11 protein-coding genes are annotated in these 11,763 nt (G+C 72.4%); 4 read left to right on the top strand and 7 right to left on the bottom strand.

What is annotated here, in order from left to right:
* Positions 1 to 52 precede the first annotated feature (52 nt).
* The 3 genes from BLT21_RS12410 to BLT21_RS12400 all read right to left on the bottom strand — a co-directional run bounded on the left by BLT21_RS12410 (position 53) and on the right by BLT21_RS12400 (position 2,686).
* Positions 53 to 1,180 (bottom strand): 5-(carboxyamino)imidazole ribonucleotide synthase, encoded by a 1,128-nt coding sequence (locus BLT21_RS12410; protein ID WP_091502604.1) that lies wholly within the window; start codon positions 1,178 to 1,180, stop codon positions 53 to 55.
* 84 nt (positions 1,181 to 1,264) lie between these two features.
* Positions 1,265 to 1,819, bottom strand: coding sequence for a PH domain-containing protein (locus BLT21_RS12405; RefSeq protein WP_091502602.1), 555 nt, complete (start codon positions 1,817 to 1,819; stop codon positions 1,265 to 1,267).
* Between the two features lie 78 nt (positions 1,820 to 1,897).
* Positions 1,898 to 2,686 (bottom strand): biotin--[acetyl-CoA-carboxylase] ligase, encoded by a 789-nt coding sequence (locus BLT21_RS12400; RefSeq protein WP_091502599.1) that lies wholly within the window; start codon positions 2,684 to 2,686, stop codon positions 1,898 to 1,900.
* Positions 2,687 to 2,815: 129 nt separating this feature from the next.
* Here BLT21_RS12400 and BLT21_RS12395 point away from each other — a divergent pair, with 129 nt between their 5' ends.
* On the top strand, positions 2,816 to 4,405 hold the full coding sequence (locus BLT21_RS12395; RefSeq protein ID WP_176786906.1) for an acyl-CoA carboxylase subunit beta: 1,590 nt from the start codon (positions 2,816 to 2,818) through the stop codon (positions 4,403 to 4,405).
* A complete protein-coding gene (locus tag BLT21_RS12390; protein ID WP_176786905.1) occupies positions 4,402 to 4,653 on the top strand; it encodes an acyl-CoA carboxylase epsilon subunit in 252 nt (83 codons plus the stop codon). The genes BLT21_RS12395 and BLT21_RS12390 overlap by 4 nt, the downstream gene beginning before the upstream one ends.
* 248 nt (positions 4,654 to 4,901) lie before the next feature.
* Here BLT21_RS12390 and BLT21_RS12385 read toward each other — a convergent pair whose 3' ends face one another.
* Genes BLT21_RS12385 through BLT21_RS12370 form a run of 4 tightly spaced genes read right to left on the bottom strand, consistent with a single transcriptional unit; the run spans position 4,902 to position 9,158 of the window.
* Entirely contained in the window at positions 4,902 to 5,972 is a 1,071-nt protein-coding gene (locus BLT21_RS12385; protein WP_091502595.1) for a hypothetical protein, read from the bottom strand.
* Positions 5,969 to 7,207 carry a sensor histidine kinase gene (locus BLT21_RS12380; RefSeq protein ID WP_176786904.1) on the bottom strand — a complete coding sequence of 413 codons (1,239 nt, stop codon included), beginning with the start codon at positions 7,205 to 7,207 and terminating at the stop codon, positions 5,969 to 5,971. Before BLT21_RS12380 ends, BLT21_RS12385 begins: the two co-directional genes overlap by 4 nt.
* A complete protein-coding gene (locus tag BLT21_RS12375) occupies positions 7,197 to 7,853 on the bottom strand; it encodes a response regulator transcription factor (RefSeq protein WP_091502593.1) in 657 nt (218 codons plus the stop codon). Before BLT21_RS12375 ends, BLT21_RS12380 begins: the two co-directional genes overlap by 11 nt.
* A 9-nt stretch (positions 7,854 to 7,862) precedes the next feature.
* Complete coding sequence (locus BLT21_RS12370; protein ID WP_091502591.1) at positions 7,863 to 9,158, bottom strand: class I SAM-dependent RNA methyltransferase; 1,296 nt, start codon at positions 9,156 to 9,158, stop codon at positions 7,863 to 7,865.
* A gap of 72 nt (positions 9,159 to 9,230) precedes the next feature.
* Here BLT21_RS12370 and BLT21_RS12365 point away from each other — a divergent pair, with 72 nt between their 5' ends.
* Together BLT21_RS12365 and BLT21_RS12360 are read left to right on the top strand one after the other, a co-directional pair.
* Positions 9,231 to 9,887, top strand: a complete 657-nt coding sequence (locus BLT21_RS12365) for a Maf family protein (RefSeq protein WP_091502589.1) — start codon at positions 9,231 to 9,233, stop codon at positions 9,885 to 9,887.
* 97 nt (positions 9,888 to 9,984) lie between these two features.
* Positions 9,985 to 11,751, top strand: a complete 1,767-nt coding sequence (locus BLT21_RS12360) for an acetyl/propionyl/methylcrotonyl-CoA carboxylase subunit alpha (protein ID WP_091502587.1) — start codon at positions 9,985 to 9,987, stop codon at positions 11,749 to 11,751.
* Positions 11,752 to 11,763: the final 12 nt, after the last annotated feature.

Here is an 11,763-nt window from a genome sequence, read left to right as displayed (position 1 = left end):
CGCGGCAGCGCAGTGCCCTCGGCCGGGCGATCCGTGGTCGCCTGCCTCGCGATCAGTCGTCGAAATGGGCGGCGACCACGCGGGCGTCGCCGACGACGGCGTCGAGGTCGTCCCCGGCGAGGGTGACGTGCCCCACCTTTCGTCCGGGGCGCGGCGCCTTGCCGTAGGTGTGAACCTTGGCACCGGGGTGGGCGGCGAGCGCGGCGGGGATGCGCGCGGCGAGGGAGTCGGTGGTGGGGCCGCCGAGGATGTTGATCATGACCGACCACGGCGCGCGCGGCGTCGTGTCGCCGAGGGGCAGATCCAGGACGGCCCGGAGGTGCTGCTCGAACTGCCCGGTCACGGCCCCGTCCTGGCTCCAGTGTCCGCTGTTGTGCGGTCGCATGGCGAGCTCGTTGACGAGCAGGCGCTCGTCGGCGGTCTCGAAGAGCTCGACGGCGAGCATGCCCGTGACGCCGAGGCCGTCCGCGATCGCGACGCCGATGCCCTCGGCGACCTCGCTCAGCCGCTGACCGGCCCGGGGCGCCGGCGCGATCACCTCGGCGCAGACGCCGTCGCGCTGCACGGTCTCCACCACGGGGTAGGCGCGCCACGCTCCCGATGGCCGGCGTGCGACCTGCTGCGCGAGCTCGCGCGTGAACTCGACCAATTCCTCGACGAGCAGGTGCCCACCGGGCTCCAGCGCATCGAGCCAGTCGGCGGCGTCCGAGGCGGCCCGGACGACGCGGACGCCCTTGCCGTCGTAGCCGCCACGGGGGGTCTTCACGACCGCGCTTCCGCCGTTGTCGTCGAGGAAGGCCTGCAGACCGGCGGCGTCCGACACGGCCGCCCACTCGGGCTGCGGCATCCCGAGCTCGGCGAGACGCGCGCGCATCCGCAGCTTGTCCTGCGCGTAGAAGAGGGCATCGGGGCCGGGGTGCACGGCCACGCCGTCGTCGACCAGCGCGCGCAGCACCTCCTGCGGGACGTGTTCGTGGTCGAAGGTGATGACGTCGACCTCGCGGGCGAACGCCCGCACCGTCTCAAGGTCGCGATAGTCGCCGGTGGCCGTCGCGGCGATGGCCGCCGACATCCCGGGCTGCTCCGCCAGGACGCGGACGTCGATGCCCAGCTCGACCGCCGGGGCGATCATCATGCGGGCCAGCTGCCCTCCGCCGACGATTCCTACGCGCAACGACATGACGCCTCCTCCGGGTTCGCATCCATCATCGCGCACCTGGGCGCGAGGTCGGCACGCGCGTCGCGCGCGGGCCCGCGGCGCCTCTCAGGACTCGGGTCCCACGATGGGCATGCTGTGCGAGTCGCGATGAGCCAGGATCTGGCTCACCTCGACCTGATCGGCCAGCACCTCGTGGACGAGGGTCACGGCCGGGATGCTGCGCAGCCGCATCGACGGATCGACGCCGTTCGACAGCGCGAGCGTGCCGGTGCCGTTGAGGCGCTGCAGCGGACCCCGCGTCTCGCGGATGCCGTACCCGCGGATGTGGCTCAGTTCGGCGCGACGACGGACGATGAGGCCCGATGTCTCGATGACCCGGCGCGTCGTGATGGTGTACGAGTGGGCGAGCCAGCGCAGGTAGGGCAGCACGACCAGGAGCACGACGACGAGCCCGGCGGCCGACCACAGCATCACGTCGGTGAAGGGGGCCGGGAGATTGCCCGTGAGGTACCCCGTCACGCCCGCGACGACCACGAGGAGCAGCGCGGGCCAGAACAGAGGGCCCGCGTGGGGACGGACGCGCGCGACGCGCAGCTCGGGGGCTGCCGCACCCGGCGCGGGTGCGACGGGCCGTCCGAAGGATGCGGCGGGCTGTGTCACAGCACCATCATGACCCGAGCCCCCGACAACCTGGCGACGGCACGCCCGGATGCCGTCGCGGACGGCCGGTCAGGCGCCTCAGCCGATGCCGCGGACGTGCACGACGTCGCCCGCGCCGACCGCCGTCTCGGCGGCGCCCGTCCCCACGACGAGACGCCCGTCCTCGTCGAGGCGCTCCGCGCGTCCGGTCAGCGACTCACCCCCGGGCAGCGACACCACGACGTCCGCGCCGAGCGTGAGGCAGGCTGCGGCGACACGGTCGCGAAGCCCCTCGTCCGCACCCGACACCGCGAGATGCGCGATGTGGTCGCGCACTCCCCCGAGGAAGTCGGCGAGCAGCCGATCCTCGTCGACGGTTGCGCCCATCGCGGCGAACGACGTGGCCGTCGAGACCGGCAGGTCCACCTCCGCCATCGTCGTGTTGACCCCGGCACCGAGGATCACGTCGCCGTCCGCTCCCGGCAGGACCTCGGCGAGGATGCCGCTGATCTTGCGGCCGTCTACTAGGACGTCGTTCGGCCACTTCACCCCCACCGCCGAGTCGCGCAGCTGCGCGGAGACGGCGTCGCTCATCGCGAGACCCGCCACCAGCGGGATCCAGCCGCGCGATCGCACCGGGACGGCGCCGACGCGCAGGAGCACCGACACGGCGAGCGCGGTGCCGGGCGGGGTCGTCCAGCTGCGGTCGAGACGACCGCGACCCTCGCGCTGATCGGTCGTCACGACGACCGAGAGGTGCGGGTGGGCGTCGGGCTCGGCCTCGACGTCGCGTCGCAGGTGGGCGTTGGTCGAGTCGGTCTGCGCCACCAAGTGGAGGCGCGGCGTGACCGCGGCCGCGCGCGGGTAGCCGTTCTCGGGGATCGTCATGCCGTCACCCTACGACCCGGCATCGGATTGCGGCGAGGCCTTGCGTCCGAGGGTTTCCACAGGTGATCCTCCCCGTCGTTGTGGGCGTGCTCCAACGGCTGCGGGGCGGCGCTGGATAGGGTGGAACGCGTGACCGACCAGCCCGACCTGTCCACGACCGCCGGCAAGATCGCCGACCTCCGCGCCCGCTATCAGACGGCGGTCGTCGACGCCGAGGCCGTCGCTCGGGAGAAGCAGCACAAGAAGGGCAAGCTGACCGCCCGCGAGCGCATCGAGATGCTCGTCGATCCGGGCTCGTTCGTCGAGCTCGACGAGTACGTGCGCCACCGCACGACCGCCTTCGGTATGGATCGCTCGCGTCCGTACGGCGACTCGGTCGTCTCGGGCGTCGGGACCATCCACGGCCGCACCGTCGCGGTCTACTCGCAGGATTTCACCACCTTCGGCGGTTCGCTGGGCGAGTCGGCCGGCGAGAAGATCATCAAGGTCATGGAGTTCGCGCTGCGCGGGGGCATGCCGATCATCGGCATCCTCGACTCGGGCGGGGCGCGCATCCAGGAAGGTGTCGTCGCGCTCGGCAAGTACGGCGAGATCTTCCGGCTGAATACCGCCGCGTCCGGCGTCATCCCGCAGATCTCGCTCATCATGGGGCCGGCCGCCGGCGGCGCCGTGTACTCCCCCGCCCTCACCGACTTCGTCATCATGGTCGACAAGACCAGCCAGATGTTCGTCACCGGCCCCGACGTCATCAAGACGGTCACGGGCGAGGACGTCGGCATGGAGGAGCTCGGCGGCGCCCACACGCACAACACCCGCTCGGGCGTCGCGCACTACCTCGCCGAGGACGAGGACGACGCGATCGACTACGCCCGCTCCCTGCTGAGCTTCCTGCCCGACAACAACATGTCGGACGCCCCCGTCTACGAGGGCGGCTTCGAGTGGGAGACCACCGACGGCGATCGCGCGCTCAACACCGTCATCCCCGACTCGCCGAACCAGCCGTACGACATCCACCAGGTGATCTCGGGCATCGTCGACGACGGCGACTTCCTCGAGGTGCAGCCGCTGTTCGCCCCGAACATCGTGGTCGGCTTCAGCCGCGTCGAGGGGCGCACCGTCGGCATCATCGCCAACCAGCCCTCCCAGATGGCGGGCACGCTGAACATCGACGCCGGCGAGAAGGCGAGCCGGTTCGTGCGGTTCTGCGACGCGTTCTCCGTGCCGATCGTCACCCTGGTCGACGTTCCGGGGTACCTGCCCGGCACCGACCAGGAGTGGACCGGCGTCATCCGGCGCGGCGCGAAGCTCCTGTACGCCTACGCGGAGGCGACCGTGCCGCTCGTCACCGTCATCCTGCGGAAGGCGTACGGCGGCGCGTACATCGTCATGGGATCGAAGCAGCTCGGCGCCGACGTCAACGTCGCGTGGCCGACGGCCGAGATCGCCGTCATGGGCGGCCAGGGCGCCGTCAACATCCTCTACCGCGGCGAGATCAAGCGCGCGGAGGAAGCGGGCGAGGATGTCGCGGCCGTGCGTTCCCGGCTCGCGTCGGAATACACCTACAGTGTCGCGTCACCGTTCCTCGCGGCCGAGCGCGGCGAGCTCGACGGCATCATCGAGCCCGCCCAGACGCGCGTGTACGTCGCTAAGTCGCTGCGCGCCCTGCGCGGCAAGCGCGCCGAGCTGCCCGCCAAGAAGCACGGGAACATCCCGCTGTGACCGGCACGGACGGCGATCGCGGCGAGCTCGGCGGCGACGAGCAGCCGGTGCGCATCGAGGTGCGCCGCGGAGCGCCGACCGCTGCGGAGCTCGCTGCCGTCGTCGCGGTGGTGACCGAGTCGTACGCCCAGGAGGCCGCCGACGCGGTCGCGCCCGAGCCCACCCCGGCGTCGGCCTGGCAGCGCTCCGCTCGCGCTCTGCGCGCCCCGCTGCAGCGGGGCTTCGGGTGGGGTCGTTTCACCGGCTGAGCCCGCGGCGACGACCCGCCTCCGTCGATGCCCGGAATGTCCCCCGAAATACCTACAGACACTCCCTGCGGGCTCGCGCAGACTGAATGAGCTGGAACGCTTCTGCGTTCGGTCACTCGTGCTTCACGCCGGTGACTGCTGCGGGTCGGTTTTCGGGTAACCACTCGCATGGCGAGGGGCGGGCGGCTTCGCCGCCCCTCGCCCCCAGCACCCCCGTGTCACGTGACGCAGGCTCGACTCGATGCGGTTCAGGCGCGGGGACGCGGGATCTCGCGCCACAGGTCGACCGTCTCATCGGGGCCGTCATCCTGCCGCGACCGTCCCACCACCGTCACCGCCGTGTCGGGGTGCGTCGAGGTGCGGATGTACAGGCGCTCCGACCGCGCCCCGTCGAGCACGTCGGCGAGCTCGGCGCGGATGGCCGACAGCTCGCGCTCGTCGAGGCCGTCGAGGCCCCCCTCGTCGAGGAACGTGACACGCGACCCGGCGCGCCGGACGTCCTCGAGCACACGACGCACGGCGTCATCGAGTAGGCGCGGGCCGCGCAGCTCGTCGCGCAGTCGCCCCTCCGCCAGCCGGGCCTGCAACCGCTCGTCGTCGTCGAGATCGCCGTCGGCGTTGATGGTGCGGGAGAGCACCGGACCGGCGACGGCGAGCGCCCGCTGAACCCGCACCCGCCGTTCGCGGCGCCGGCCCTCCTGCGTCGCGAGCCATTCCGAGGCCTCGCGCTGGAGGGTGGTCAGCTCCGCCGTCTCGACCGCCGCACGGTCGATGAGCAGCACGATGATCTGCGCTCCGCCGACCCAGATCGCAGAGCCGACGGCCCCGAGCGACAGGGTCGGCTCGATGCCGATCCAGAGCACCGACTCGAGGAACATCACCGCGATGCCCGTCCAGGCCACGATCGACCGGCGCCGGACGACGAGCACGGCCATGAGCGCTCCGAGGCCGCCGAGGCTCCACGTCGCGAACGGCTGCAGCCGCCCCTCCTCGCCCGCCGCCCACCAGGTCGCGGTAGGGATGACGACGGCGACGGCGAAGGCGAGGAACGCGATCCATGCCGGCAGCGGCGCGGGCCTGCTCATCCCCGCCGTGACGGCGCTGACCGCCCGCCCGTCGGCGGTCGGTCGCGCGGGCACGCCCATCGAACGCGTGGGCCAGAAGATGCACAGCCCGGTGACGCCCAGGTAGACCACGAGACTCAGCACGAGAACGACGGGAGAGTCGACCGGCCGCGTCCAGAACATGCCGCCGACCGCGAGGTACGCGGTGAAGGCGACACCCAGGGCCGAGAGGACCCAACGGACCGAGCGATTCACGATCGCTCCCGCCAGCTGATCGACACGGTCGTGCCGGACGGATCGGAATCCACCGTCGCGACGCCCGAGACCGCCGCGACGCGGGCGATGATCGAGGCGCGGATGCCGAGGCGGTCCTCGGCGACGCGCGCGGCCTCGAACCCCGGTCCGTCGTCGCGGACCGCGATGTCGAACCCCGCCGCATCGGCCCGGCACGAGACCCGGAGGTTCGCGGCGCCGGCGTGCTCGACGGAGTTCGTCACGGCCTGGGCGGCCGCGAGCTGCAGGGCTCGAGCCACCCGGCCCGGCACGGAGCGCGCGTCCGGCAGGATGTCGGCTGTCACGGCTGCCGCCGGGTGCAACCGGTGCACGGCGGCCTCTAGTTCGGCGCCCACGACGGCAGCGGGGATCGGGGCGTCGGGGCCCTCCCCCGCCTCCTGGTCGACATTCGCGAGGCGGGTCAGGGCCTCGCGCGCCATCGAGACGGCGAGCGCGCGCTCGCGGTCGGTCTCGGCCCGCTCGGCGGCGATGAGGGCGGCGAGCACGCTGTCGTGCATGAGGGCTGCGACGGCGACCCGCTCTTTCTCGACGGCGTCCGCGGCGGCGGCCTGGGCGAACGAGCGCACGGCGCCCTCCCGCCCCGCGTCGATACTGGCCGCGAGAGTGCGGAGGATCCAGCCGACGACGATCAGGACGCTGGCGAGGATGATCGCGAAGATCGAGTCGAGCGCCACATCCAGCACCGTCCCGGGTGTGATCTCGAGAAGGGTGAGCCGCATCGCGCCGTAGAGGAGGGGCAGGAGGAACGCCCACACGATCTGCCCCGCGAGCGGGAGGCAGAACACCGCCGCGACGGTCCCGACGTTGACAAGGAACCACAGCCAGGGCTGTTCGTCGAGCGTGGTCGACGAGCCCGCGGCGAGGGGCCAGAGGATGGTCGCTATCGGGAACACCGCCGCGAAGACGCCGGAGAACACCCGGACGCCGCGCAAGGTGAGCAGTGAGACGCACATGAGCAGCAGGGAGCCGAGCACCGCGCACAGGAGGATCGTGTTCCACAGGCGGTCGCCGGCGGGCGCACTCAGAGCGCCCACGAGCGCCTGGACGCCGATGACGGCGCTGCCGGTCCCGACCACGATGCCGAGGATGCGGTCGATGCGCGACTGGGTGAACCGCTGCGTCTGCGCGAGGGCCTCGCGGAACTCGGCCGGCCGGCGCGGCCTGGTGGTGACGGCTGCGGGAGGCTCAGCGGGCATCGGAGGCTTCGGCGACGAGACCGTCTTCCATCGCGCGGCGGAGGAGGTCGACCTTGGTCGGGGCGGGACGGCCGACCTCGACATACTTCACGCGCACCCGCGTGATGTTCTCCTTGGCCGTGGAGTAGGCGATGCCCAGACGCTCGGCGACCGACTTGAGCGGCAGCCCCGCCGCATACAGGCGCAGCACCTCGCGCTCGCGGGTGGACAGCTGCGCATCGGCGAACGCGCGGTCGCCGTCGACCGCGCTCGCCCATTCGACGTTGTCGAGATGCTCGCCTCGTGCCACCGTCTGGATGGCGGCCACGACGTCGTCGGTGCGGGCCGACTTGCTGATGATGCCCAGAGCACCCGCGGCGAGCGCCTCGCGGACCGCCGCGGGGCGGTCGGCGACGCTGTGGATGATGACCTGCGAGCCGTTCCAGACGAGCTCCGAGACGTTCTCGGACACCGTCGCGCCGTCCCCCAGCATCAGGTCGAGGACGACGACGTCGGCGGGCGCCTCGCCGGTCTCGCCGCGCCACCGCAGGTACTCGGCGACGGTGCTGCCGGAGAACACGACCTCACCCACCGCCGCACGCGAACACGCAGCGGCGAGCCCGAGCCGGACCGACTCGTGATCGTCGATGAGTGCCACCCGTGTCATGGGCTCAGCCTAGGACAGAGCGCCCCCGTCGGTCAGTATCGCGACCGCCTCGACGTGGTGCGAGTTCGGGAAGAGATCGAGCCCCTCCAACGACACCGGGGTGTAGCCGCCGGCGCGGAGCATGCCGATGTCGCGGGCGAGCGCGACGGGATCGCACGCGACGTACGCGAGCGTGGCGGGACGCAGCCGCAGGAGCGCCTCGACGACGTCACGTCCGGCCCCGGACCGCGGCGGGTCGAGGACCGTGACCCCGGCGCGCAGCCGAGCGCGCTCGGCGGGCGACGCGGACTGCTCGGTCTGCGCGAGCCAGCGGTCCACGCGGCCGGTCTCGGCGCGGGCGCCGACCCACTCTGCGAGATTCTCGCCGGCGTGGTCGGTCGCGCGTGCGTCCGATTCCACGCTCGTGATGCGCGTCCCTGCGCCACCGAGCTCGGCGACCGCGGCCGCCAGGAGCCCGACGCCCCCGTACAGGTCGAGGTGCGAGGCATCCGGATCGAGTGCGTCGCGCCCCGCCTCGCGCAGACCGCGGTGCACGGCGTCCCGGAGAGCCGCGGGGGCGAGCCGGTGCACCTGCCAGAATCCGCCGGCGTCGACGCGGAAGTCGCGCCCGCCCACCGTCTCGACGACGACCTCCCGCAGAGCGGGATCGACCGCCGGGCGGGGGCCGCCGCGGCCACGGCGTCGGGGCGTCTCGGGGCGGGCCAGGGCGCGCACGCGCCCGTCGCCCGGCTGAACCAGGTCGAGGCGGCCCGGGGCGGCCGAGCGCCCCCGGGCGATGGCCTCGGCGATGACGGGCGTGGCGAGCGGGTGGTCGTCGACCTCGACGACGCGGTGAGAACGCGCGGCGAACGGTCCGATGCGGCCGTCGGCGTCGACGTGCAGGCTCACGCGCGTGCGCCACCCCGTGCCGTCGACGCTCTCGGTGTCGCCGGCGGGCGACACCACGACGTCGCTGTCGATGCCTCCGAAGCGTTGCAGGGCGTCGCGCAGGACGCGCTGTTTGAGCTCGCGCTGGTGCTCGAGACGGATGTGCCCGAAGTCGGCGCCGCCGGGGCGCTTCTCGGGCGGGGTGTCGATGTCGGCGGGAGACCAGACGTGCGGCTGCCGGTGCGGAGAGGCGTCGAGGACCTCGAGCGTCTCGGCCCGCCAGAACGACGACTTGCCGGTGTCGGTGAGGCGGGCGCGCACCTTCTCTCCCGGAACCGCGTCGGGCACGAAGACGACGCGGCCTTCGTGACGGGCGACGAACACGCCGCCGTGGGCGACGTCGGTGACGTCGAGGTCGAGGAGGTCGCCGGACTGCATCCCTCGATGCTCGCACACGCCCGAGCCCGTCAGCGCGGCGGGTGGTGCCCGGTCCGCGGGTAGCGTGAAGTCATGCGCGTGTGCCTGGCCTCGACGTCCCCCGCCCGCCTCATGCTGCTGCGTCAGGCGGGCATCGAGCCCGAGACGCGCTCGCCCCGGGTCGACGAGGAAGCGGTCGTCGCGGCCCTCGAGCAGGCCGAGGGTCGTATCCTGCCGCCGGAGGAGCACGTGCTGGTGCTCGCCCGGCGCAAGGCGGCCGACGTCGTCGCGTCGCTCGGGCAGTCCGACCCGGACTTCGACGGCATCGTCATCGGCGGCGACTCGATGTTCGCGTTCGACGGCGAGGTGCTCGGCAAGCCGCTCGTCGCCGATGTCGCCATCGCCCGGTGGGAACGGATGCGCGGCGGCACCGGCATCCTGCACTCGGGCCACTCGGTGTTCCGTGTCCAGCCCGGCCGGCCCGCGCGTGAGGCGCACGCGGTCGCTGCGGCCGGGGTCACCTTCGCCGACGACATCACACCCGACGAGATCGCCGCCTACGTCGCGACGGGCGAGCCGCTCCAGGTCGCCGGGGCCTTCACCGTCGACAGCCTCGGCGGTGCGTTCATCACGCGTGTCGACGGCGATCCCTCGACCGTCGTCGGGATGTCGCTGTCGACGCTGCGACGCCTCGCGCGCGAGCTCGGCGTGGCGTGGCCGGAGCTCTGGAACGCGGCACACGCATCCTGACGACACCACTGCTTGGTAGGCATCCGCCCACGTTCCGGCGGTCGTTTTGTGCGAGTGATCCAAAAGAGCGGGCCGTGTGCTCGCTAGGCTGGCACTCATGCCTGAGATCGCCAAGGTCCTCATCGCGAACCGCGGCGAGATCGCCGTCCGTATCGTGCGCGCCGCCCGTGACAGCGGAAAGTCCTCGGTCGCCGTCTACGCCGACCAGGACCGCGACGCCCTCCACTCCCGCCTCGCCGACGAGGCCTACGCCCTCGAGGGCAGCACGAGCGCCGAGACCTACCTCTCGATCGAGAAGATCCTCTCGGTCGCCCGCCGTTCGGGCGCCGACGCGGTGCACCCGGGCTACGGCTTCCTGGCCGAGAACGCCGAGTTCGCCCGCGCCGTCATCGACGCCGGCCTGACATGGATCGGTCCCGCGCCCGAGGCGATCGAGGCCCTCGGCGACAAGGTGACCGCCCGACACGTCGCCGAGAAGGTCGGCGCGCCGCTCGCTCCCGGCACGCCCGGGCCGGTCGCCGGCGCCGACGAGGTCATCGCATTCGCGAACGAATACGGCCTGCCCATCGCCATCAAGGCCGCCTACGGCGGCGGGGGCCGCGGGCTGAAGGTCGCCCGCGAGCTCGACGAGGTCGCAGAGCTCTTCGAGTCCGCCACGCGCGAGGCCATCGCGGCGTTCGGCCGCGGCGAGTGCTTCGTCGAGAAGTACCTCGACAAGCCGCGCCACGTCGAGACGCAGTGCCTCGCCGACGCCGCAGGCAACGTCGTCATCGTCTCGACGCGCGACTGCTCGTTGCAGCGCCGCCATCAGAAGCTCGTCGAGGAGGCTCCGGCGCCGTTCCTCACGCCGGAGCAGAACGACATCCTGTATTCGGCTTCGAAGGCCATCCTGCGCGAGGTCGGCTATGTCGGCGCCGGCACGTGCGAGTTCCTGATCGGCGCGGACGGCACGATCTCGTTCCTCGAGGTCAACACCCGGCTGCAGGTCGAGCACCCGGTGTCCGAGGAGGTCACCGGCATCGACCTCGTGCGCGAGCAGTTCCGCATCGCCGAGGGCGGGACCCTCGACTACGCCGACCCCGAGCCCGTCGGTCACTCGATCGAGTTCCGCATCAACGGCGAGGACCCGGGGCGCAACTTCCTGCCGCAGCCCGGACGCATCCACGTCTTCAAGACGTTCGGCGGTCCCGGCATCCGTCTCGACTCCGGCGTCACGGCGGGCGACTCCGTCTCGGGCGCGTTCGACTCGATGCTCGGCAAGATCATCGTCACGGGCCGCACCCGCGAGGAGGCGCTGGAGCGCTCGCGTCGCGCGCTCGACGAGTTCGAGGTCGCGGGCATGCCCACCGTCCTGCCGTTCCATCGCAAGGTCGTGCGCGACCCCGCGTTCACCGCCGAGGACGGCACCTTCGGGGTCTACACCCGCTGGATCGAGACCGAGTTCGTCAACGACATCCCCGCCTGGGACGGCGAGCTCGAGGCCCCCGCCGAGCCCGCCGGGCGCCACACGGTCGTCGTCGAGGTCGCGGGCAAGCGCCTCGAGGTCAGCCTGCCGGATCGCGTCGCATCCGCCCCCACCGCCGTCGGCCGCCCCGCTCAGGTGCCGCCGTCGCGGCGCTCCCATGCGGCGAGCGCGAGCGCAGCCGCATCCGGCGACGCCGTGAAGTCGCCGATGCAGGCCACCGTCGTCAAGGTCGCGGTCGAGGCCGGCCAGCAGGTCGTCAAGGGCGACCTCGTCGTCGTGCTCGAGGCGATGAAGATGGAACAGCCCATCCAGGCGCACAAGGACGGCGTCGTCGGCGCCATCGACGCCACGCCGGGCACCACGGTCGGCGCCGGCCACCCCCTGCTCACGATCTCCTGACTTCAATAGTGG

This window comes from Microbacterium sp. cf332 (assembly GCF_900102175.1).
GTDB lineage: Bacteria > Actinomycetota > Actinomycetes > Actinomycetales > Microbacteriaceae > Microbacterium.
Note: the sequence above shows the minus strand (reverse complement) of the source record. Positions and strands in the feature narration are given on the sequence as shown.